The organism is Moritella sp. JT01, from assembly GCF_001574435.1.
Taxonomy (GTDB): domain Bacteria; phylum Pseudomonadota; class Gammaproteobacteria; order Enterobacterales; family Moritellaceae; genus Moritella.
Map to the genome: position 1 here is coordinate 230244 of NZ_LOCN01000006.1, position 25479 is coordinate 255722.

Genomic DNA, 25479 nt, shown 5'->3' on the forward strand with positions numbered 1-25479 from the left:
GCAGTTAATTTTGAACCATTGGCCCGAATAACCGGAGGTCCCAGTTCTCTACAGCGTCGTTTTCAAGGCGACGTTCAAAAAGCCTTCTCCACGAATCGACCAATGGTAACTCCAGAACTTGTATGAGCGCTTGCTTGTCTAAACATCCCGTAAAAATTAAACTCATTATTCTTGCGACAGACCAGTCTGGGTAAGGTCGTTCACAAAGTAAAATCTCATCACCAACGCCGATTTCACCTTCTTCCAACACCCGAAAATACCAGCCTGTCCGTAGGGTATCTTGTAATTTTAGCGACATATCGTGTTGATCAAATCTTTCGTTTAATTTCCAACAAGGCATACGTCCTTGTGACACTTCCAATAGTGTCGTTCCGATGCGGATCTTATCTTCAATACAAATGGTATGTTCATTCAGCCCCAAGGAACTAATGTTTTCACCAAAAGCCCCGATCTCTTGAAACATTACATTATCACCGAGATCTTTTTGCCACTCAGCATAGTGTTCACTCGGATAGATATGTAGCGCTTTTTCAATGCCGCCGTGTACACTCAAGTCCCCGACTTCATCGTTGACAAATCCGAGCCTTTCAACAACCAGACGTTCATTCATCACTTTTTTATCTATCGCACTTGTTGAACCTCTCGCATAAGGCACAGCTTTACCTACAAGCACTGCACCAACCGTTCCTATTTTTTTCATATTGAAGCCACCTCTTTGTTCTGCTGTCATGTTACTTCGTCTCTATTCTATATTACTTCACCATTTGCGTTTTGGCAGACGAGTATCCTAATTATTCGTCGGTCGATAAATGGGTTGTGAAGCGAGTACTTCGATACCTGTCGGCGTACTTTTTAGATAACGCACTTCATCATCTGCAAATAGTACCTCTCTCTCAAACCCTTCAGCTGTTGAGAATCGGTCCAACACTAAGGCCAAGATTTCTTCCCTTGCTCTCTGATCGTTATTTTCGATCACGACTTCAAAAAGTGGTTTTTCTTCCTTCGTTATTTTTATCTTATATCTCATTATTATTCCTCACCCTTGTTGCTTCGACTCTGTCTAAGTGACTTCTGACAGCTCAATAATATAAATAGGAAATGCTATTTAATAATATTACATCGAAACTATACCAACCTCGCACCCGTTTATCTATAGGTAATGAGATTTAATATAAGGAAACGAGTGTATAAGTAAAATCAGGGTGACAATATCGGGTTGATACGCAGAGGCAAGTAAATCACCATCCAATGTCTAACCAACAGATATAATTAATAAGGCAGGTTTACTGGATACGGTAGTGAAATAGAAAATGGGTTAAGTTAGAAGTGAAGCAGAAGTTACGACGCAATCGCCATAAAAAAGACCTACATTGTGAGGCCTTTTTTATATCTATATTAAAACAGCATAATGATAAGAAATTTAACTATGTATTTTAATTTTTAAATACGACTGAACCATTTTCATTAGTATAAAGTATTGCTTTAAATTGATTAATTAACTGCACTGCATAAGAAGGAGAAACTGAACGTAAATTGCCTTTTACAGTATAGAATGAAGGTTCCCAAGCTCTATCTTTGTACCGACCTGTTTCTATAAATTCCACTACAACTTTCATAAAGTACCTCTATTGATCTAACCAACCTCTGTCACGAATAAAATATCGATATCCAGAAGAAAACATGACTATTCAGAATAATAAACTAGCATTAGGCTTTATTTTTTACAAACGAGTTGAGATGAAAAGAAACAGAATTATGTTTTCGATCAAGCTTTTCCATTATTCTGCAACATCAACCAGACAAATTTGGTTATAAAACCACTAATTTAAGTTGGTAAATTACAATTTCTTATTGAATAACTAGATGCGCCGGTAATTTAGGAGTGCCAAGAGTAATTAAATTACAATTGGGTTATTTAAGTTACACCAACACTTGTCGTGTGTTAGCGATGTAGTGATGGATCTTATGCTCAGTCTTCGAGTCAATCATCTCTTCTGGTCGACAACCATTTGGCAAGGCATATTCGGTGTTGTGCCAAACACGCTGTATATCAAAAGGCGTTCTTCATACACTTCGCAGCCCTTAAGACATGGCTTGATGGGAAACTAATTTGGGCAAAAAATAATTTAGCTCAAATTCAAACTGACAGCTACCATACAAAAATAAAGTAACTGTCAGATCAAGTTTAAGCTAATACAATTAAACTCAGGTTAATAATATATTTACAATGGTAAATATTTCTGTGTATTAACTTCAATCTCCGCAGCTTCAACCGTACTAAGTGCTTTGATTTCCTTTATTTTTTTCAATAGGTCTATATTGTCATTAAAAGTGATGATGAAAAATCCGTTACCAATAACCAGTATTTCAGCATCATCAAAAGAGAGGGTTAGATCATCACTTTTCATTATCACCAAAATTGAACCTGTTAAGGTTCCTGTATATTCATCCTCTAATGATTGCATTTCTTGACCTGCATAGAGTGCTGGTGAAGAACCTGTACCTTCCTCTGACCCCATATAGGCTGCGCCTATTATCGGTGAAAACTTAAATCCATCACTTTCAATAACGATATCACTATTCGTATGTGTACTGGAGCTCTCATTAGGCATCGCTACATTATCTTCATTATCACTGTTCATAATATTTGCATTAGCAGATGCATTACACAAAAATAATGTTGATATAAATAATGTTGATATAAATAAACTTTTTATTTTCATCTTAAATTCCTTCATGTCCATATATTCTTATTGAGACACCTTTTAACAATCCATCGTTTATATTATTCTTTAGTTCTTTTAACGAGCGACCAGAATAGTAAATAAAACGACCATTATTTGTATCCGTTACTTTTATCGTCCATATTCCCGCTGATTTTTCACCATAAAATGCATTACTGAGTAAGACTGTATTCTTGAAATCCGCGTCTTTGGTTAATAAGCTTCTCGGTGTCAACAGCATTGAACTTGTCCCTTGCGGTGAAATAAGTTCAATTGAAAGATCACTATTACGCCCATGTTTAATATTTAATTTTACCTGTACAGCTTCAATAGTGAGGTCATTATCTTTGGTTATATTTACACTCTTTTTTGTAGGAGTCCCTTCACCTATATCTAGATCAGTAACATCATCAGATGGAATAAATACCGTTTCTTTTAACGGAGGTAATAGTAGACCGTCCTTAATGTAATTTTGTGCCATTTCCACAGCAGCAGAAGCATCGATGAGACCAAAACCATACCAATTATGGAAATTAAAGCCCGCGTTATTCGTTATCCAGCCGGGTTCGGCAATATAAGAGTCGACAAGTATGGGTTTAAACTTATCATCAATTTTCTTTGCTGTTTTAGCGATAATATAACGAACATCACGCCATGTTATAGCATCATCAACACTAAAAATAAGGGCCGCGACACCGGACACAACAGGGGCCGCAGAAGATGTACCATTAAAGGAAGATGTATAATTACAGTCTTCATTTAGTGCTTCTTCGCCACGGTTAAAACCTTTGTACCTGCTGCCAGTTCTCGCGTAGCCAATGGTACAGCCCATACTATCTGTTGTAATAATGGCTGGTGCATTACGACCGTCTTCACCACCAGGAGCAGAAACAAACACAGCAGCCCCCGTAGATGAATAGGATGATAGTGGATCACTCGCATTTGCATTTAGCGCTGATACGACCGTGTTATAAAAACTAGCGTTACTAAGATTAATTGATGCATTATGTGCAGTTAATCTTGGCAACGATGAATTTTTACTGTAAGCACTGTATTGATAAGTTCGCCACCATCTGTTGTGGGACTCCATCACTCGTTGGAATGAATTACCTGCTGCTTTAACGAATAAAACGCCCCGACCATCGTTATTCTTACTCGTTACTTTTCTTAGATTCGCCTCGTGTATTTTATTTCTGGTTGTCATAAAGTTATATGGTTGCATCATGTAAGCATTGCCATAACTTTGATTTATAACGAGCACGTCTTGAGTTCGTTTTCCACCATGGCTATCAACCCAATCTTTATCATCTTGAGTTTTAATATAATTTAATCCAATTAAACTCGCTTCCGGAGCAACACCTCGTCCACCAATATTGTTAAAACCGCGCGCGGCAATAATGCCAGCAACCGAAGTACCATGGTCACCATCTCTACTTGTAGAGGTCGGATCATTGGTTAACTTCACATAATTATAAGATCGACCTGATAATATATTCTCAACTAAATCCTCGTGCTTAATTTCGAGCCCTGAGTCAACAACGGCAACCTTAACGCCTGAGCCTTTTATTCCTTTTTTATGCAGACTTCCTATATTTATATCGTGCCCAGCCGTACCTCCTGACTTTGAAAATGCACTCTGTCCTGTATTTTTAAGATGCCATTGTTGAGTATACAGAGGGTCACTCGCATTGAAATGGAAAGTGAAGTCAACTTCTATCGATGCGATCCCGTCGGAGATAATGATAGGAAGTGTAACCCGACTCTCTCCCTTGGTTTCCGTTGTTATGTTAAAAGAACCATCACTATCAAGGTTAAACTTGATATCTTTATTAGTGACGTCACCTTTTAATTTAAAGCTAAGTGTGCCACCTTTATCAACATCTGCAGCTTTAATTTGACCCTCAATCTTATTCGTTGAAGATGTAAACGTACGTTTACCCGGTACTTCTGGTGCATCATTCACCGGATGAATCAAGAATGTTATTCTTGCTTTATCAAAGCCATCATCTTCTGTCACTGTTATTTCCAGTGAGTCCAAACCAGAAAAATCACGCTTAGGTGTGTATATTAGTATACCATTTGCATCTAATTCTGCTTTACCCGAAGTACGCGCTGTTGATAACGTGAAACGAGGCGCTGTTGTATTTGTTGTCTTAATCTTAAATGTAGACTTCACATCTTCATTTAAGGCAAAGCTTTGCTCTGAGATATACTCTTTCTTCTTTATCGGTTCAATGTTAAACGTGAGAATAGTTTCAACAGCCTCTTCACCATCGCTTATAATAATAGGGATCTCTATAGAGTGAGGGCTCTTCTTTTCACTCTTGAACGTGAATAAACCAAAATAACCATTTAATTCAAATTCAATATATCTAGGCCTATTAAATTTGGGGCTAATCTTGTAGGTTAACGGATAATCATCTGCATCGGTCGCACTTATTGTACCGCTAATGTATTTACCTGGAATAGCAAAGAAGGTTTTATTATTTACAACAGGTAAATCGTTGATACTCTTTACATCGAAATTAATCAGTGCGGTATCATACGTATTCCCATTTGTTGCTTTTACTATGATAATATCTTTACCATAGAAGTTTTCATCAGGCGTATAACGTAAATCCCCCCCCTTTGTAAGTGTTGCTGTACCAAACGCTGCCTTACCGGTTATTTTCCAGTTCCAACCCAATGTATCACTTGTGCTAAGGCTTCCCTCATATATCGTATCCTCATTAAGTCTTACGTCTCTATCTGCTATAGAACCGGATATATATGTTGGTTCTACCGTTGGTGACGTCTCTGAATCACCGCCTCCACCACAAGCTGTTAGGTACCCAGTAAGAATCACGGGAATTAGATGTATTAATTTGTTCAAGATTTACCTATAAAATAATTCACTACAATAAACATTTTTGTTCACTATTTCGTCGGCGGAGTATACATTATCTTATAAAACGCATTGTAAGGGATTGTAAACCCGACCTATGATAAAATATAAGCATTTGATATAGCTAATATTTAAACGCTTACTGGAAATACAGGTGTGCGTAAAATTATTTAATATCGATGCCCGCAGAATCAATTTCAATATCACCAACGGGTTCCAACATTTTTCTGTCACAAAATAGATAAAAGTAAATCAGATATCGATAATGAATATAAGTTTAATAATTAATAGTTGCGGGATTCAAAAATAGAAGGTGTCAATTTGCTTATTGGTAATAAGCGGAACGATAACTACAAAGGGAATGAAATAATAACGAAGATAAAGCGATAAGAAATTGATTTGAAAAAGCAGAACGTCAGAAACGCGAAAAGCACAACACTTTTGAAGGATACCCTACAAGCCTCACTCCGGCACTTGAGTTCTCTGCTGCGGTTGCTCCCTTCCAGGCCTGGCCGAATTCACAAAGTATCAATGCGGAGGGACCCATAAGGCACCCATCAAACGTGTTGTGCTTGACAACGAGTGGATTATTAACTATTCACTGATTCTTTGCAACCGTTTATAGCAGTTTTGTGCTCTATAAATTCCAATCGCACACTATCCAACCAAGTAGATCAAAACCACGCCAACTAAACGGCTTGTTTGCTAAGGTACTGACCCGTAAACATAGTTGCTGGTACAGGCTTACCATACAGATAACCCTGACCATAATCACAACCTTCATCAGCAATAAACTGATCTTGCTCTACCGTCTCAACACCTTCAGCAACAACTTGTAATTTAAGCTTCTTCGCCATGGCAATAATCGCGCGCGCTAATTCTTTATCTTGATCTCGCTCCATTAGATTCATAATGAAACTACGATCAATTTTCAGCGTATCAAACGAATACTTCTGTAAATAACTTAATGACGAATAACCCGTACCGAAATCGTCTAACGAAATGCGTACACCTAGCTTTTGTAATCCAGCAATGGCTTTAGCGGCTTTATTCTCGTCTTGTAATAAAACGCCCTCGGTTATCTCAAGCTCTAACGAGCTACCAGGTAACCGATAATAAGCCAACAACTGTGCAATACGAGAAACCAAGTTATCATCCCTAAATTGCACTGGCGACATATTAACAGCGATACAAAAATCGCCACCGAAACTGTTACGCCACTGTGCGGCTTGCTCCATTGCAGTACGTAATACAAAGTTACCTAATGCTAAGATCTGGCCATTCTGCTCAGCTAGATGGATAAAACGATCCGGCGCAACCGCACCGAGTATCGGATTCTGCCAGCGAATTAACGCCTCAGCCCCCAATACGCGACGAGTTTTAACACAAATCATCGGTTGATAATGTACCGACATTTCATTTTTATCCAGCGCTTCGGCTAAATGTGATTCTAAATAGTGACGCTCACCAATCGCGGCACTTAACTCTTCAGTAAAGAAGTTATAACAGGTACCCTTGTCTTTACTCGCACTCATCGCGGCTTCAGCTCTTTCCACTAAAGCGATACCTTTGTCTGCGGGTGAATCTGCTAACGCAATACCACAACAAATCTGAGTGGTGATCGTATAATCATCAACAATAAATGTAGATTCAAAGGATTGTGAAAAACGTGCAATCAAATCAATGACTTGTTCAACAACATTCTCATCGCGAACAACAATAGCAAACGCATCACCCCAGCAACGTGCAACCAAGTATTCTGTCGTTAGCTGCTGGTGAATACGCTGGCTGACTTCGAGTAATACTTTGTCACCAATCGCATAACCATAACTGTTATTAATCGATTTGAAGTTACGAATACCCAAATAAATAACAGCAAGTTCGTTGTCATCATCAACATATTCCAACATGTCATCAATCTGTTTAACTAATGAAAACTGATTAGCGACACCTGTAAGCGTGTCGTATTCTTGCTGATAAATAAGGGTCGATTCTAATGCCGAACGGCTATCTTGTTCATGCAGTAACGCTTGATTAGACAAGGTTAGCGCCATTGATTTCTTGGCAAGTAAACTCTGTAATTTACGGTTAGCGTTCAGTAATTCGGCTTTCTCGTAGAGTATAGAGAGATCAGCATTCATCGATTGCTGAAAACGTGCGATAAGTAATTTGCAATGAGGTGTAAATTTATGGATTTTCGTATCTAAGACACAAAGTGTACCAAAAGCTTGATCATTCGGCCAAGTAAGCGGTAAACCGTAATACGCCATGATGTCGGCACTAATATTACTGTCAAATTTCCACGTCGAATCGAGGCTAGCGTCTTCAATAAGTAGCTCTGCACGATTATAAATAACCTGCGCACTGTAACAGCTTAATTGCTTCGATTCTGATAATAACGGCGAGGTTGAACTAACCGTGTCGTTTGACGAAAATATTCGAATATCATTGTGGTGAACGCGCATAATTAATGCTGCAGGCAGATTCATAACGCCAGCGATCAACTCTACAGTTTGTTGCCAACCACGAAACATCGGTTCCGGGATCTCAATAACCTGAGTATTAATATTTAGCATACTACATCTCTGTTAATTACACCGCTCTAAATGACATCGTAAACCTTCATTACTATGTCGCTATTCATCTGATGAATAAGGAGGAATCTGTATACTACAAGAAAACAAAGCGAACACCAAGTCAGATTTATAACAAGCAAGAATTATTCTCATCTAGCTCAACTATTCGTATAAACTTGTGACCCACAGTTGAACGAAAGCCCTATTTAACTTGATGCATCTCACATTTATTGCGTCTGGTAGCGAATAATAATTTATCGGCCACATGAATTTAACCAGCTTATTTTGTAAAAATTTATTCATATCATCGACTGATAAGTATCCAATAGCATCAATAACAGCAATTGGACGATGGCCAAATTCCACATCTTCGCATGGGAACACTAGCGCTTGATTAATGAACGGATGCGAAAGTAAAATTCGCTCAATTTGTTCTGGATGAATATTTTCACCACCGGAAATAAACATATTATCTTGTCGACCAAGAATAAATAATTCATCCGCTAACGCATCACCTTGCGCTATCATGCCTAAGTCCCCCGTGACAAGCCAACCGCTTTCGTCAGTAATGGGACGTAACGCACCTTGATAATAATAACCCATCCCTAAACTTCTACCTCGCACCTTAATTTGTTTATTAATCAAGCACAAACAACGATGTGCGAGTAAAGTACCAACGCCAGCACTATCATCCGCAGGTTTAGCGGTAACAGTAGAGGCCATTTCGGTCATGCCATAACCAGACCAGCAATCAATACCGAGAGATTTCGCTTTATCCGTTAATACGACGGGGATCACTGCGCCGCCTAACAAGATTCGTTTAAGACTAATGACGTCTTTACCTACATCCAGTTCATTAAGATAACGTCTCAATTGGGTTGGTACTAAAGACGCATGTGTTACTTGTGATAACTGTTCAACAAGACTATCTGCTGACGGTAACACCAGTTGCCCACCAGCCAATAACCAACGCCAGACAATCGCTAGCCCCGACACATGAAACAAAGGTAACGACATTAACCAACTGTCTTGCGCCGTATAACTGAACACCGATAACAAGCCCGCGGCAGAATACAAATGATTTTCACCGCTATGTGCAACCGCTTTGGCTTTCCCTGTTGAACCTGATGTAAAGACAATACTGGCTAGCCGTTCTGCTTGCCACTCCAGCTTAATACTATCCTCAGTACTCACGTATTTGGTTGCCGCTGTAGATGCTGTTATTGCAATAGCCGACCTTGTTGATAAAGCCTTACTCGAAGGACTGGGGAAGAGAGTAAACACTAACTCTCTAACATTATTAGTACTTTGCAGACCTTGTGAGCGATTAAATGCCGGTGCTGATACCCAAACAAACTGCGCGGCGAGAGCTTCAAATTTATCACTTAACTGTTCAGCACTCTGTTTCGGGTCTAATACCACACAGCAAGCACCGAGTCGTAAACAAGCTAAGTATAACCACAATACATCAGGGTTATTAACGCTCACAGCAGCAACAATATGATCTTGTCGTAAACCTTGTGTATTTAACTGTTTGGCATATTCATCCACCAGCGAATTCACATGCTGCCAAGTAAATGAGTACTCACCATATACCAAGGCAATACCATCCGGATTAAGTGATGACCAATGCTGCCAAGGCCAACAATTAAAACCGACTTCATGACACGCCATTGTATCCATTACGTTGTCATTCATTACCATTTCTATCATCTATGGGCTTCCACAATATTCTGTTGCTTTGTATTCATATTTTGTAGCTGGTTATCTATATTTTGTAGATAGGTACGACAAGATAATGCGGTTAATGCTATCAAAGGTAAATTACAGCCCGGATAAGGCATAGCCACTTGCTGCTTAAAAACATGTAAGGTATCTAATCCTGGGGTCGTATCAGGTGTTAACCATTGCGATAAACGAGCCAGTTGCAGTAAACCAAAACTTGATTCAAGACTTGAACTAATCACCACAGTTAAACCCAATTGATACGCCTGTTCAATCAAGTGACGGCAGTGAGTAATGGTGCCAACCAGCATAGGTTTAATCACAATAGCGGCAATTGATGCTGTTTCAGAAGCATGACATTCAGCGATTGTAGACATCAGAAACTCAATATATCCCCGCCCTCGCTGGTTTTTGCAAGCATCCCGCAAGCTTTCATCCCATGCGATGGCAATCCCGGTTTTACGCGTAAACAGGTAACTATCGCTTGAGTTATGACACGGCTCTTCAATGAAATCGATACGTGGGCGTAACGCCACGGGGATCTGCTTGGCAAACGCCAACGCATTCACAAGGTTCCAACGTCGGTTGGCATCTAAACGTAAACGTAATTGGGGGTATCGCTGTAGTAACTGTCGAGCAATCTCGCCGTCATGACAGGCACCTTCCGCTGTCGGTTGCGTGGCAATTTTCAACTTGCATAAGGAACTCGCAGCAAGTTGTGCATGTTTACGGTTTATGACTCTAAGATCAGCAGCCAATAATAGCGCGCTGTTAATGTGATGATGACTATTACCGTTATGAAGCTTGCCGTTATGAATATCGTCGCAATAAATCATTTGCGGTAGCTCGTCGTCTAACTCCAAAAGTGCCATGCTAAAACCAAACGCCACAGAGGGACAGCACACACTCAGCTCCACGATGCCCTGCTCTAACCAAATGTGGATCATGCTTTCGAGTTGCTGCTTTGCTTGCGCTGATGTCTCATCACTAAAGCCGGGTAAAGGCGCAATTTCGCCACGCCCCACTTTATTAACTTGAGTGCGTTTGCACTGCACATGCAGCTCAGCGCTTTCTTGTAATTCAGCACTCTCCTGCAATTCAACACTTTCTTGCAATTCAACCCTTTCTTGCAACTCAATAATCCAGCCTTCACGAACACTGACAGACTGACCACGTAATATCATGGCACAGTCCAAAGGCAACTGATAATGGTACAACTTAACCTGACGTTGCATTAACAATGCTCCGCTGACTGATTAAGGATTACGGGGGAATTTAGAGAAATCAGGACGTCGTTTTTCATTAAATGCATTACGTCCTTCTTGTCCTTCGTCGGTCATGTAGAACATCATAGTGGCATTACCCGCGAGTTCTTGTAACCCAGCTTGACCATCACAATCCGCATTCAACGCTGCTTTCAAACAACGTAATGACATTGGGCTGTGTTGTAATACTTCACGACACCAACGTACAGTTTCACGTTCTAAATCTGCCAGTGGCACAACCGTATTCACCAATCCCATATCCAATGCTTCTTGTGCATTATAAAAACGACACAAGAACCAAATTTCACGGGCTTTCTTCTGGCCAACAATACGCGCCATATACGATGCGCCCCAACCGCCGTCAAACGAACCGACTTTAGGACCTGTTTGGCCAAATTGCGCATTGTCTGCTGCAACAGTTAAATCACACATCATATGTAATACATGACCACCACCAACAGCATAACCCGCCACTGCCGCTATCACTGGTTTTGGACAAGTACGGATCTGACGTTGAAAGTCCAACACATTTAAGTGATGCATACCTTCATCGTCTTTATAACCGCCATAGTCACCGCGAACTTTCTGATCTCCACCAGAACAAAACGCATGCTCGCCAAGCCCGGTTAGAATAATAACGCCCACGTTTGAGTCATAACGAGCATCTGCTAAGGCTTGCATCATCTCTTGTACTGTTTGTGGACGGAACGCATTGCGTACTTGAGGACGTGCAATGGTGATTTTAGCAATGCCATCTAATGATTTATGAAAATGAATATCTTGGTATTCACCGGTGCAATCTTGCCATTCTACGTGTGCGTATAGTTCTGCTTCTGTAATACCGACGGTTGTCGTCATAATAATTCCTAATCTGTTAAATTTTATTTAGAACGCGTTTAAGCCGCCTTTTTGTGCGCAACGTTGTTAACCGCTATCCCACTCACGAAATCTCTGACTAACAGAATGAATTCATGTGGCTGGTCTGCATGTACGTTATGCCCAGCTCTTGATACTAGGCGATAATCCAATTGACTTGCTTTGGTTAACAGCACAAATTTAGGGTCTAATTCACCACAAACCATGCGTACAGGAAGTTCAGTGTTTTGTAATTGTGGTAATAAATAACTTTGCTTAGATAATGAGGTCGCAGCCAACATTTTACTTATTTGCATACCGCCGTTGAACCCATTTTTATCTGCTTGAATTTGACAACGCGTTTGAATCAAAGCGTTTTTTTGAGCCTGAGTGAGCGATGCAAATACCCCTTGCTGATACCAATCAATAAGCACAGTGGGTAATGTGTCTTCGCTAAAACGTGTTACCCAACCCAAGTCATGTAATCCACGCTCTAATTGTTCCGCGCTACTGTTCAAACCTGGATTTCCACTTTCTAACAACAGTCCATCGAGGGTATACGGCCAATTAGGCGCTTGATCACTCGCGATCGTCATGGCAATCCGTGCCCCTAGCGAGTAACCGATCAAAATAATATTATCGAGTTGATATTGGGCAAGCGTCGCTATGATGAGTTGTTGAACGTGTTGAAAGTCATTCGCAGTCACAGCTTGGCTACCCGCATGCCCCGGTAGGTCAATACAGATACACTGATAATCCGCTGATAAGTCAGCAACAATCGGTTGCCAATCTGTCGTTGAACCCAGTAAACCATGCAAGAACACCAAACTTGGTTTTGCTTCAGAGCGTTGAACGAGGTGATTAACAGGTTCAAATGAGACTGAATATAAAGGTAGTTGTGTCTGTGTAGAGATGATCATCTTAGATAAACGTTGCATTTTTCACCTCGCTAAACAACTGTTTAAGTTGTTTGGCAGCTTCCCCAGCTGGCGTTACTATTTCCACCAACAGCGTTCGTATCTCCTCAGCCACTTCACGCATTGGATTTAATCCATGATCAATAGCAGACAGAGCATCCGCTAGCGTTTTAGGTTGAACGTAATCCAGCCCAAACATCGCAGCCGCATGTTCAAATTTAAGTCCGTGTGGCATACGGTACAGCTGTTCTTTTTGTTGTTCATTCACAGGTAACATATCGAAAATTGCACCTCCGTCATTATTCAGTACCACGATCACACTCGGATATGTCGGATTCGAAAATAACGCCAGTGAATTTAAGTCATATAGCAAAGACGTATCACCCAATAAACAAAGCATGCCTTGCTCTTGCCCTGCTTGTACTCCAGCAGCGGTCGCCAGCAAGCCATCGATCCCCGAAGCTCCACGATTACTGAATACAGGCACGTTCGGTAATGTCACAAACATATCAAGTAAACGAACAATCAAGCTATTACCAATAAACAAACTCGTCGGATTGGTTAAAGGAGGCATAGTCAAGCAAGCATCTAACGTGGTAGCAAAACTAATTTCCGTTAAATTATCAATGTAACGCGTCTCGACCAACTGGCGTACTTTACAGCTAGAAAACGTTAATTCCTTAGCCCACTCATAACCGTTAGCATCATGATGACAAACACCAACATCTTCAAATATGCAGCCATTTGTTTCTAACGAGTCGCTTATTGTTACCAATGACTCACTTAACTGGCGATTTAAGTGGCCTTCAACAAAACATGTTAACCAAGCAGAAATAGGACTAATGAATTGTTTACAACTTTGATGATAAGGGTCGAGCTGCCCAGCCTGATCTGCAATTAACCAACAGTCTTGCCAGTCATGCTGTGCGATAAACTGGCCTAAACGCTTTGAAACCAATCGCGCGCCAAATTGCACCAAGATCTCAGCTTCCGCTAACTTATCGTGACACGCTTGGTTTTGTAACCAGACATCATAATGCGCCCATTCACTGCTGCCACCGGCCTGCGGATCAACCAATACTGGCCAACCCAAAACAGCCGCCCACTGTTTGATCGCTTGCACCTCTGCAATTGCTAGTGCGCCAATAACAACGAGCCCTTTTTTGCTTATAACTGGCATAGAGGCATATAAGTCGGCTGATGCCTTCAAGTCTAAAGAATGACAATGTACGGAATAGCTATCGGATAAATAAGTGTTTAGTCCATGGATAGCAATTGAATTGGCTCCTAATGAACTAATCGACAAATACGTTTTCTGTGAGGCTTGCCATCCTGCGATCCCAGTAAGGTAATCACTAAAATCAGCGTCGCCGCCATACAAGGGTTCAGGGTAAGGACAATTGATATGAACCGTACCACCCACTTGCTGCTGCACCGCTAAGCTTTGGTCTATGGTACTCAACAACCATTGCGGTGTGATGGCCAGATTCGGGCTAGGTAATAATAATTCATGACAAACATGGCTTGAGAATAAACCTGATTGTTGAATGGCCTGATTCGCACCACAATTAATTTGTTCGATAGGTCGGTCTGCAGTTAATAGCACCAGTTTTTCTTTGGTTAAACCACTTTCGACCACTGCTGGTAATAGATTCGCCACCGCAGTGCCTGATGTAACAATCACAGCAACAGGCGCTTGTAATGATTTAGCTAACCCCAGTGCATAAAAACCCAGTCCGCGTTCATCAAAGTGGCAGTGCAAGGTCAGATTGTCATTCCCTTCAGCCGCTAAAACAAGGGGGGTTGAGCGAGATCCAGGTGCGACGCATACATGACGAACGCCTAAACGACTCAATTCATCTAACATTAAGCTCGCCCATAAACGGTTTAATGGGGCCTGTATGTTTAAAAGAGATTGGTTTGTTATCATGCGCGTTGTAACTCAGGTACAAATGCATTTAAGCGAATATCATCGCAGTCTATATTACAGTTCACAGTCGAATCAGGTTCAAGTAAGGTTAACAAGGTCGCGGTTTTACGCTCTAGCTCTTGCCATTCACTTACCGGATTAGAGCCAGGTACAATACCCGCACCCGCAAAAAGCTGTACTTCATGCCCTAAAATTCGCGCGCTGCGGATCGCAACACAAAACTCACTTTGCTGCAGACCAACATAACCAAGCGCACCGCTATACCAACCCCGTGAAAATGGTTCATTGTTCGCAATAAAATTTAATGCTGGTTGGCGTGGTAATCCTGCTATCGCAGCGGTTGGTTGTAAGTTCGCTAATAACTCTGCATCATCAACGTCTGTAGCAAGTATCCCTGAAATGTGATGTTTTAAGTGCTGCACTTTACGCAGTTTCACTAATTCTGGTTGCACAGATACCTGTAATGAATCACAACGAGAGTCTAAACGCGCCATTAAATCATCCACTACTAAACGGTTTTCATAGCGATTTTTGCTGTCATGTAATAACCAATTGGCTAAACCTCGGTCTTCCGCCGCATCATCACTGCGTGCCGCTGTACCCGCAAGCGCCTCGGTATGTAATTGACGTTTTTTTCGCGAAAATAATAGCTCTGGCGTAGAACCTACAAAATAATCGTTAGCCTGAAGCGAAAATATAAAGTGGTAACACTGCTGATTAACCAGACGACTTTGCTGTAAAAACTGAGCTGCAGAAAGTGGACGATTTAGTGTTAATTTTGTTTTCCTCGCTAACACCACTTTCTCAAAATCTTGTTGTTCGATAGCACTCAACGCTTGGGTGACAAGATGAGACCACTGATCAAATTCAGGATAATGACTGCGCGCTTCTATCTTATAAGATAATGGGAGAGGTGTCGGTGCCGGTGTAATTAAACAGGCGAGACTTTCAAGCAATACAGCTTTGTCATACGCTTGTTCTGTACGCTTTATTCCAACATTTTCATGGATTGGCGCTGAATGAGCAGGCAAATTCACCGATAATTGCCAGTTATTGTTTTTACGTGTTAATTCAATTTGTGGTAAGAAGTAATAATCTTGATGTGAGAATGCGCATCCGCCCCAGATCCGTTGCTGTTCGTTAAGCTTGTTTTTAGCCGTATCGAGATCATAAAAATGGCAACACTGACCTAAGGCGACGACTTCTTCATCGCCGTCTCGCGATTGCCAATAAAATTGAGGGAATAAAATCTGAGCATCAAACCACTCAATCAGCCCGCTGGCATGCAAGGGCTGTAATTCGACCGAAAGACGAGTTTGCTCTGGCTGAGCATGAATAATCAGTTGCTGTAATGCTTTAATCGCAGTTGTTAATATTAACAAAACGGCCCCTTAGTAAACTACTACTTAGGGGCTGAATTTAACATGGTTTATATAGTACCGTTTACAAACCTATACTAAATGAGTAGTTATTCGAACTATTTATAGTCTAGATCAATAAAATGTTCGTTTTAGAAGAAAATAAACTTCGAACCGACACCCAGTAACAACAAAGCAAAATACCGTTTTAGGATATGACTCGGTAATGAATGCGCGAGTTTTGCACCTTGTTTAGCAAACACAGTGCTAGTAATAATGATGCCCAAAAAAGCGGGTAAATAAATATAACCCAAGCTGTACTCAGGTAAATCAGGATTATTCCAACCCGTAATAATATAGGTACACACGCCAGCCACCGCAATCGGCAAGCCACAAGCAGAAGACGTCGCAACCGCATTACGCATTTCCACACTACACCAAGATAAGTAAGGTACGGTGAGTGAACCGCCGCCAATGCCAAATAAAGCAGAAATAGCACCAATGACCCCCCCTGCAACACTCAAGCCGGCGCCTTTTGGTAGCTCATGTTCTGCTTTTGGTTTTAAATTAAAGCCCATTTGAACCGCAACAGTTAATGCATAAATACCGATAATCATTTGTAATGTATCACCCGGTAAATAGTCAGCAAAAATACTACCGGCAACCGCGCCAATAATAATACCGATAGTCAGGCGTTTAACCAAAGACCAATCAATTGCCCCTTTACTGTTGTGGGTTTTAATCGAACTAAGGGAGGTAAAGATAATCGTCGCGAGGGAAGTGCCAATCGCTAACTGGGTTAAGATTATTGGCGAGAGTTCTTGCAAAGAAAAAGAGAAAACCAGTGCTGGCACGATAATTAAACCGCCACCAACACCAAACAAGCCAGCGATCAAGCCTGCCGCAGCCCCTAAGATTAAATATAAAACCACAATCATTTCAATAAGTCCTTTTACAACATACACCTATCTTTTAAGGTGAGGATTTTAAGGTAAACACTTTAAGTGTCTAATGAGAGTATCAAAATTGTGGTTAAAATACTAAGAAAGTGACAACACACCTGTTACTAACAGATAAACCGCACCCGCTGCCCCTGCGAGTAACACGACTGAATAAGCATAATCTTGCTTGCTAAATCCCTGTTGTTTTTCGGCAAGTGCTTTCTTATAAACTAGTACACCCGGTAAATACAATAATGCACATAACAACATATACTCCGCACCAGCAGCATATACGAGCCAAGCACCATAAAATGATGATATTAATGCAATCACAAGGTCTTTCTTACGACCTTCAGTCGCGCTATAACCTTCACCGCTTAACGCGACTTTCACGCCATAAGCGCCCACTAAAAAGTAGGGTAACAATACAGCCGAAGTCGCAATGTTTACCAAGGCTAAATACGAGCTTTCTTGTAATAAAGTTAAGATTAAAAAGAGTTGAACCAAACAAGAGGAGAACCACAGTGACGTTGTTGCTGCGCCTTTACTGTTTTCTTTGGTAAATGCTTTCGGGAATAACCCTTCTTTAGCCGCAATGAAAGGCACTTCAGCACTAACCACTGTCCAACTCAATAACGCACCGGATACCGAGATAATCAAACCAGCATTAATAAGCATTGCCCCCCAAGGACCAACGATCATTTCTAAAATATTTGCCATTGATGGGTTTTGTAGTTGCGCAACTTCAGGTTGAGTCATTACACCTAAGGTAAATAAGCTAACAGCGATATAGAGTATTAATGCCGAGATCAGCGCAATACCCGTTGCTTTCGCCACATCGCGTTTGTCTTTAGCACGGTTAGATAAAATAACCGCACCTTCGATACCAATGAACACCCATAATGTCACCATCATAGTTGCTTTAACCTGATCTAATACCGAGCCGAGTTCAGGTGTTTGCTCACCCCAGAAATCAAGGGTGAATTTATCGAAACTAAACGCCATCACAGCCAAACAAACGAAGGTTAAAATAGGGATTATTTTCGCAACCGTCGCAAATACATTAATCAACGCGGCACGTGTCACACCACGTAATACTAACGCATGCATAAACCAAATTAATAACGAACCGCCCAATACTGCAATCGGCGTATTACCCTGCCCCATCATTGGGTTTTCAGGGGTATCAACAAAGTAGCCAATCGCACTGAAAAAGACCACTGCATATGATACGTTCGCTAATAAGTTACAGATCCAATAACCCCAAGCCGACATAAAACCGATGTAGTTACCAAAGCCCGCTTGCGCGTACGAGAAAATACCACCATTTAAATTAGGGAAGCGAACAACCAAATTACGTAATACCGTCACCAGCGCGAGCATCCCGCAACCCGTGATCAACCAGCCGAGCGTGATTGCACCAGGTGCCGCTGATACGGCAACGTTTTGTGGGAGACTAAATATTCCAGCGCCGACCATGGTACTGAATACCAATGCAACCAACATACCTAGTCCGAGTTTGTTTTCCATCAATAATTCCTTAATCAAGCCAGATTGCGACATAAAACGCCGCCCCAACCCTCATTTAAGCTTGCTTATATAAATAATTTAGCGGATTGTATTGCATTATTATGGATATGCAAGAATATTCACTAAATTTGCATAAATCCAACGGAAAACACAAAGTTGCTGATAATCTGAGCAGAACCACTCATCACCCGACTAAACTTATCTTTTTTTCTTACATCTTGTGCGTCATTCAGTTAAAATATGGGGTTCGATTTCTTGCAAAATAATGATAATGACTGATTCTTCACAACAATATCTTTGTCGCACAACTTACCTTATTGATAGCTTTTGGCCGGGTAAATTACTTGAGTTAAATAACACGGGTAATATTAAAGTTGCGGGGACCAATGGTGCCGGTAAAACGACACTACTTAAACTGCCTATGCTGTTTTGGGGTGCGCGACCTGGACGTATTGTTGAACGTAATGCCAACAAGAAATCATTTGCCGCGTATTATTTGCCGCGTAAAACCAGCTACATCATTTTTGACTATCAACGTCCGAACGGCACTGACACACCGCAGTTATGTCATGTATTAATTAAAAGCGATGGCGATAAACTGCAATATCGCTTTATTGATCACCCGTTCGATATCAAGATGTACCTAGATGAAAGTGGCAATATCTTTGGCGATGACGAAATTAAACGTAATTATCGAACCCAACATCGTTGCGAAATCAGCAGCCTGTTAAGTGTCGATGAATATGCAAAAGTCATTCAGAATCATCGAGATCTCGGCGGCAAGAAATCACTACGTACACTACAACAACGTTTTTCAATGAGCCAATCACCGATTAAGCACATTGAAAAAGTCGTTACCTCGGTATTTAATAAGATCTCTAACTTCGACGTGATCAAACAAATGATCATCGAGATCTCGCAAGACGCGATCAGTTCAGAAATGCTCAGCCACAATGTGACTGACATGGTTAACATTGATAAAACCGATATTGATAGCTGGCTAGCCGACCTGCATTCATCACAAGCCATTCTCAATCTAGAAGACAAGATCCTGTCGTCATTAACTGACATTGATTCACTTGTTGAAATCAAAAAAGATCTACAGCACCTACATCACCTTGCTGATATCTACCAACAGAAGTGTAATCAAGATCAAGACACTGCAGGCACACGTTTAAAAGATGTATTGCTTGAGCTGACCGACTTAAAAGAAGCACACAGACAGCAAGTATTGACGATTGAAGATGCCTGTCACGATGAAGAAAAAGCCCATCGTGAAATTAAACACGATCTAGATAAATTAGAACAAGAAAAAATTGATTTTGAAGATGATGAAGCCGCGACCTATGAGCAGCGTGGTTCTGAGTTATCTGATTTTACCTTACGCTTAATCAATCTGAACAACGAAAAAACCCAGTTAAGTGAAAAGTCTGCCGATCTTAGTCGCACGTTTACCGAACAACAGCAAAAACAAGAGCTTGATTTTAACAAGCGCGAGCAACAACTAACGAACGAAATCAGTTCTCAGCGTCAACAATTAACAACCGCGTTAAGTGAAAACAAACTACACTATGCAACGTTAGAAAGCGAATTAAGAACGCAAACACAAACGCTGATTGATCAGTTAACCGAAAAGAAAACACCGTTTGAGCATACTAAGATCTCGCTTAATCTGCAGCTAGAACAGCCGCAGATTAATCCAGAACTGACTGTTCAATCTCAACAGCTACAACAAAACTTAAGCCAATGCCGTCGTAATATTAACGAACGTCAGGAAGCGTATAACCGTATTAGCAATGAGTCACAAAGCTTACGCCAAAAACAGCATCAAGCGCTGCAAGCCAATGACCGTTTAAAAATTGAATTAAACCATTTAGCGCAGCAGCACCGTGATGTACAAGCATTACAGAGTCCAGAAAAAGGCTCTTTACATGCCTTCCTTGCTGAACATGTGCCAAACTGGCAAAGCAATATCGGCCGTGTGATAAATCCTGAGCTATTAAAACACCTGCATCTTGAACCTGAATTATTAGCCGCATTTGCTGACGCAGCGAAACAATCCGATTCCGAAACCGCGCTAACCCAAGTTCAAGATTTTTATGGCATCAAAATCAACCTTAATGCCCTAGAACACGCCTCGTTCACAGACAGCGCACTAGCAGAAAAAGAACAACATATCTCAGCGCAAATAGGGGCTAAAAAAGCAGAACGTGAACAACTGCAAAAAGCACTCGAACAATTAAATAAAGAAGTTGAAGAGCTTGATAAACAATTAATGTCGAGCAAACAATTACTGTTTAAACAAAATCAATTACTGACTAGTTTAGTCAATGAAGAAGATGAGCTAAACGGTAAACTAGAACAATACAAAACCTTAGCGATTGCGCGAGTGCAAACTGAATTAGCGGATACAGAACTACTCTTAGTTCAAGCGCTACAAGCATTAAGCCAAGCGAAAGTTGATTATCAAAGTCGTCATAACGAACTAAACAACGAACGTTTAGGCGTACATTGCCAGCTAGAAACTGACTATAATCAGCGTATTGATAGCTACCAGTCATCACTCGACAATCTGCGCAATGAAGCACAAGTTGAAACGCAACGTATTGCCGATGCATTGCAAGCCGCATTAAGCGACGCCGGAATTAATGCCAGCATCTTTAACGCCCTTGAAGCGAAAATAAAACAAACGATGAGAGCCGTTGAGAATGCCAAAGTATTCCAACAAAAAGCGGATAAGTATAATAGCTGGTTAGAAACATCATGGTCGCAAGTGGAACCGGGCCGTGAACGTTTACGCCGCTTAGATGCTGCAATCCAACGTTTCCAACAGCAATTAAAAGATAAAAAGCAAGACTATCAGCAGTCGACCGACAAGCTAGAGCAAGAGAAAACCCAGCTCGATAAGCTCGTTACTGACTTAGTATTACAATTAAAAGGCTTAGATAACAGCCTCGTAAAACTAGCAGACTACCCAGCTGTTACACATGATGATTTACCAGAATACAGCGTCAACAACATCTCGAAGCTAACGAACAGTCAAATAAGTCTGTTAGGTAAACAACAAAGTAATGTATTAAGCTCGGTGAATAAAATCAGCAGTGAATTAAAACGTTACTCAAGAAGTACACTGCAAATTGGCTGGCTAGAAAACCGCATTGAAAGCGATCCAGAGATGGTGAACTATCGTCTTGAAGAAGCGATTAACAGCGGCGAACAGCTGAGCTATGTATTGAAAAATGCAAAACTATTGCAAACATCGACCACGCACGAAGTTGAATTACGTGCTAACGATATTTTATCTATCTATACCCATTTAAGTAACTTTGATCGCAACATTACCCGTACTGGCCGTAAACTGTCTAGCCACATGAATGGTAAACAGTTCTTCACAGCCCTCGGTGATATTAAAATTGCCATCCGAACTAAGATGGACAAGTTAGGTTACTGGCAACAACTTGAGAATGTAAACGAGGCGTTTGAAGCATATCAAGCTAATACCGAACTCACGCATGATCGCAGTATTCCACAAGACTTAATTGATAGCTTGGATGAACTGTCAGCGGTATTGCCGAAAAACAATAACATGCAGCACAATGAGCTATTTGATATTGAATTTACCATTGTTGAAAACGGTCGAACGACCCGTGCAACAACGCCAAAAGAACTGGAAGATGTCTCATCAACGGGTCTATCTTACTTAGCCTTAATCACTTTCTTTACCGGTTTAACAACCATGTTGCGCCCCGATGCAAGTACCGTGATCACTTGGCCAGTCGATGAATTAGGTGAACTGCATTCTGAAAACATTCAAGCAATGCTCGAAATGCTAAATCAACACGGTATTCAGATCATGACAGCATCACCGTCAACCGATAAGTCGGTATTGCAGTTATTCGATCACCTATATGAAATTGATAGCCGTAATAAACGTCTGATCCAGATGAATGTTGATGACGATCCCCTCATGGCTCTGTTAAATCGGGATGCCAAAAAAATCTTAGTATCAGAACCAGAATTAACGTCGTCAGTAAATACAGCGCCAGCAACTATGCAAGAAGAGGGTTAACCCATGTTTCAAACTACCGTTGAATTATTGTTACAGGGTCATACCATTTGTCAGGTCAGTCAACCTGATGCATACCGCTACCTGTCTGAGCAGAGCTTATTTGAAAAGGTAAATGATTACCTGCGTTTGATTAACCGTAAAGTAAAAGTGATTGAAGATGGTTTAGCCTTTGTCGCTTGTTACTGCACGATTGAAGAAGAGAACCGCGCGGATATTCGTCAGCAGCTACGCCAAGTACGTGATATCTTCCGCCCATTGGTTAACTTTTTAGATCTCGCCATGACAGCTCTTGTACATGATTGCGCCATGCGCGCAGGCGATACTATCCGCTTGTCTGAATTATTACGTGGTATTGAGCACGAACCGACGTTAAAGCAACAGTTAGCGCTATTAACCAATAAAGGTATTTTCAAAACCAGCCGTAATGATATCTCGGAACAGCTTAACTTTATTTTAAAAAAATTAGATGAAGCTGGCTACGTACAACGTTTAGAGACGGGCAGTACCATTTATCAGATCACCGCTAAAATGAACTACATTCACGAGTTAATTGATTTTATTAATGACAGTGAATCGTTGAAATTAGAAACACAAGATAACCATATCTTCGATGACTCACAGTCGGAGATGTTTTAATGTCACAGCTGAAAAGCGCTTCTGAAGTCGAAAAAATTGCCCAGATAATACGCACTTCATTTGCTAAAACAAACAGCAGCATGTTGGCGCAAGCGTATTTCGATGGCAGCATTATTGATAATGGCGAGAATAGCGCCTTATTAGAAATGCTCACCAAGAATGGGCTGATCCGTCCAAGTGAAGAAGATGGCACCTATATGCTGGCCATCAACTTAAAACGTATTTTAGACAAACTATTATTACGTCATGCATCTTACCGTAAACGTACTGATATCGCTAAAGTAATGCAACACATTGACGGTGATATTAAGTCATATAAACGAGCGTTATTAACCGGTCAGCACAATGAAGTTTCTTTCTATTTAAGTCAGGTAGACGAAGAGCTTTACGGCATTGTTTATGAATTAGAAGACAGTGTCAGTGGTTTGTTCGCAGCGATCACCAGTAAATTCGGTTTTGTGGATAGCTTAGAAAGTAAGATCCATGAGAATGAAAAAGCCATCGCTTATACCGAGGGCCTACTTAATGCGTTAGCCGATATTAATCTTAATGACGTATATAGCTGGTTAGATTGGGATGATGTGCCTGCAGAACTCAGCCGCAAAGTTACTTTCTTTATTGATGGTTATCGTCGTATTAACCGTCAGTTAGAAGGCGCAGTTCATCGTATGCGTCAATTGCTAATGACCCTGCGTAAGCAAAATGAACAAGTCGCCCGTCTTAAAGCCATGTCTAAATTCTTAAAAGACAATCCTATTTGGGAATTAGACGACTACGCTGAACGTGAACAAGTACCGGCTATCTTCAATCGCGTTGCGCCACTGCAATTATCAGCCAGTGTTGATATTAGCAATCAGGTACAGCAAGAAGAACTCACCGACATTTACAACTCATTACGTAAAGAAAGTAAGTCAGATACTGAAACCGTTGATTTACGCAGCAGTGGTCGTATTGATGACTTACAGCAAAAAGCGCGTCAACTCGAAGCCGACTATGTATTGTCACAGTGCGAAGCGTTATTTACCCAAGTATTGAGTAATAAAGGCGACCCCTTCTCTGCCCTGCACTATTGGCAGCAAGACAACCAGCTCACCGATATTTTACCGAAACATTTATGGTTAAGTATTCTATATAATGAATACTACAAGTGTGCGCCCGCCGTACGAAAAGTGATGGCGATTGATTTCCCTGACGCCAGCACGACTGAATTACCGGGTTCGATATTAATTTCGGGGAATTTACGCGTGAGCGATATTAAACTACAGCGCCCTTAATCTTTTTTACAAACAGGTACCAATTTTCCTATGTTCGAACTTAAAAAAATCATTGGTACCTGGTTAATGCCGCTGCCATTACTGCTCACTTTTTTTATCCTTGCGGCACTATTATATAAACTAACCCGCCATAAACGCAGTGCTCAAGTGCTGTTTTGTAGTAGTTTTATTACATTATTTCTATTAAGCCTTGATCCTGTCGCTAGCCGTTTAGCCGCTACATTAGAGTCTCAGTACCCGAGTTACCAGCAGCAAAGCGTTGATTATATCCACGTATTGGGCAACGGTCACACCACGGTAGACAGCTTACCGATAACCAGTCAGTTAACCCCTGCCGCCCTTGCTCGAACCACAGAAGGCGTACGTATTTATAAACTAAACCCAACAGCAACGTTAATTTTTAGTGGTTATAGCGGTGGTGACATTAACAGTAATGCGAAAATGAATGCGCGTTTAGCTATCGCATTAGGCGTACCCAAATCAGCCATTATATTATTAGAAGACCCTCGAGACACAATAGAAGAAGCTATTGATAATAAAGAGATTACTCAAGGTAAACGTTTCGTACTAGTCACCTCAGCAACGCACATGCCACGGGCGATGAAAATATTCCAACAACAAGGTTTATCCCCTATCCCCGCACCAACTGCGCATGTCAGTAAACCGGTGAATGGCATGCAACCATTACACTATTACTTCCCTCGTGCTCGATATCTCGCGGTAAGTGAAATAGTGGTCCATGAATGGTTAGGACTGGCTTGGTTGTCGCTAAAAAATGACCAATAAGTTTTCTATT

At 41.1% G+C, this 25479-nt stretch carries 18 protein-coding genes, 1 other RNA gene and 1 pseudogene; 4 read left to right on the forward strand and 16 right to left on the reverse strand.

Annotated elements, in window-relative coordinates:
• Nucleotides 1–4 precede the first annotated feature (4 nt).
• The 16 genes and pseudogenes from AKG98_RS06260 to AKG98_RS06330 form a co-directional block, all read right to left on the reverse strand.
• Nucleotides 5–655, reverse strand: a complete 651-nt coding sequence (locus tag AKG98_RS06260) for an MOSC domain-containing protein (RefSeq protein WP_228140224.1) — start codon at nt 653–655, stop codon at nt 5–7.
• A 132-nt stretch (nt 656–787) separates the two neighbouring features.
• Nucleotides 788–1027 carry a hypothetical protein gene (locus AKG98_RS06265; RefSeq protein WP_067042978.1) on the reverse strand — a complete coding sequence of 80 codons (240 nt, stop codon included), beginning with the start codon at nt 1025–1027 and terminating at the stop codon, nt 788–790.
• A gap of 406 nt (nt 1028–1433) precedes the next feature.
• Nucleotides 1434–1616 carry a hypothetical protein gene (locus tag AKG98_RS06270; RefSeq protein WP_067042981.1) on the reverse strand — a complete coding sequence of 61 codons (183 nt, stop codon included), beginning with the start codon at nt 1614–1616 and terminating at the stop codon, nt 1434–1436.
• A gap of 304 nt (nt 1617–1920) precedes the next feature.
• Nucleotides 1921–2084 (reverse strand): annotated as a pseudogene (locus tag AKG98_RS22685) (zinc/iron-chelating domain-containing protein); the annotation flags it as partial.
• A 138-nt stretch (nt 2085–2222) separates the two neighbouring features.
• A complete protein-coding gene (locus AKG98_RS06275; protein WP_067042984.1) occupies nt 2223–2723 on the reverse strand; it encodes a hypothetical protein in 501 nt (166 codons plus the stop codon).
• A 1-nt stretch (nt 2724) separates the two neighbouring features.
• Complete coding sequence (locus tag AKG98_RS06280; protein WP_083543897.1) at nt 2725–5595, reverse strand: S8 family serine peptidase; 2871 nt, start codon at nt 5593–5595, stop codon at nt 2725–2727.
• A 463-nt stretch (nt 5596–6058) separates the two neighbouring features.
• Nucleotides 6059–6155, reverse strand: an RNA gene (gene ffs, locus AKG98_RS06285) — signal recognition particle sRNA small type.
• 141 nt (nt 6156–6296) lie between these two features.
• Nucleotides 6297–8183, reverse strand: coding sequence for a GGDEF and EAL domain-containing protein (locus AKG98_RS06290; RefSeq protein ID WP_067042988.1), 1887 nt, complete (start codon nt 8181–8183; stop codon nt 6297–6299).
• A 162-nt stretch (nt 8184–8345) separates the two neighbouring features.
• Nucleotides 8346–9896 (reverse strand): o-succinylbenzoate--CoA ligase, encoded by a 1551-nt coding sequence (menE, locus tag AKG98_RS06295; protein WP_228140225.1) that lies wholly within the window; start codon nt 9894–9896, stop codon nt 8346–8348.
• A complete protein-coding gene (menC, locus tag AKG98_RS06300) occupies nt 9893–11143 on the reverse strand; it encodes an o-succinylbenzoate synthase (protein WP_083543898.1) in 1251 nt (416 codons plus the stop codon). Before menC ends, menE begins: the two co-directional genes overlap by 4 nt.
• A gap of 21 nt (nt 11144–11164) precedes the next feature.
• Nucleotides 11165–12031: a 1,4-dihydroxy-2-naphthoyl-CoA synthase gene (gene menB / locus AKG98_RS06305; protein WP_067042992.1), complete on the reverse strand. Its 867-nt coding sequence runs from the start codon at nt 12029–12031 to the stop codon at nt 11165–11167.
• Between the two features lie 38 nt (nt 12032–12069).
• Nucleotides 12070–12966, reverse strand: coding sequence for a 2-succinyl-6-hydroxy-2,4-cyclohexadiene-1-carboxylate synthase (gene menH, locus AKG98_RS06310; protein ID WP_067042994.1), 897 nt, complete (start codon nt 12964–12966; stop codon nt 12070–12072).
• Nucleotides 12950–14875: a 2-succinyl-5-enolpyruvyl-6-hydroxy-3-cyclohexene-1-carboxylic-acid synthase gene (menD, locus tag AKG98_RS06315; RefSeq protein ID WP_067042997.1), complete on the reverse strand. Its 1926-nt coding sequence runs from the start codon at nt 14873–14875 to the stop codon at nt 12950–12952. The genes menH and menD overlap by 17 nt, the downstream gene beginning before the upstream one ends.
• Entirely contained in the window at nt 14872–16257 is a 1386-nt protein-coding gene (locus tag AKG98_RS06320) for an isochorismate synthase MenF (RefSeq protein WP_067043000.1), read from the reverse strand. Before AKG98_RS06320 ends, menD begins: the two co-directional genes overlap by 4 nt.
• A 128-nt stretch (nt 16258–16385) precedes the next feature.
• Entirely contained in the window at nt 16386–17171 is a 786-nt protein-coding gene (locus tag AKG98_RS06325; protein ID WP_067043003.1) for a sulfite exporter TauE/SafE family protein, read from the reverse strand.
• Between the two features lie 102 nt (nt 17172–17273).
• Nucleotides 17274–18704 (reverse strand): basic amino acid/polyamine antiporter, encoded by a 1431-nt coding sequence (locus AKG98_RS06330; RefSeq protein WP_067043005.1) that lies wholly within the window; start codon nt 18702–18704, stop codon nt 17274–17276.
• Between the two features lie 271 nt (nt 18705–18975).
• On the opposite strand from AKG98_RS06330, the gene AKG98_RS06335 reads away from it, so the two are divergent.
• From AKG98_RS06335 to elyC, 4 genes are read left to right on the forward strand one after another with little or no spacing between them, the layout of a single operon-like run.
• Entirely contained in the window at nt 18976–22773 is a 3798-nt protein-coding gene (locus AKG98_RS06335) for an ATP-binding protein (RefSeq protein ID WP_228140226.1), read from the forward strand.
• A 3-nt stretch (nt 22774–22776) separates the two neighbouring features.
• Nucleotides 22777–23409 (forward strand): hypothetical protein, encoded by a 633-nt coding sequence (locus AKG98_RS06340; RefSeq protein WP_067043011.1) that lies wholly within the window; start codon nt 22777–22779, stop codon nt 23407–23409.
• Nucleotides 23409–24683 (forward strand): hypothetical protein, encoded by a 1275-nt coding sequence (locus AKG98_RS06345; protein ID WP_067043014.1) that lies wholly within the window; start codon nt 23409–23411, stop codon nt 24681–24683. Before AKG98_RS06340 ends, AKG98_RS06345 begins: the two co-directional genes overlap by 1 nt.
• Nucleotides 24684–24713: 30 nt before the next feature.
• Nucleotides 24714–25469, forward strand: a complete 756-nt coding sequence (elyC, locus tag AKG98_RS06350; protein ID WP_067043017.1) for an envelope biogenesis factor ElyC — start codon at nt 24714–24716, stop codon at nt 25467–25469.
• Nucleotides 25470–25479 lie beyond the last annotated feature (10 nt).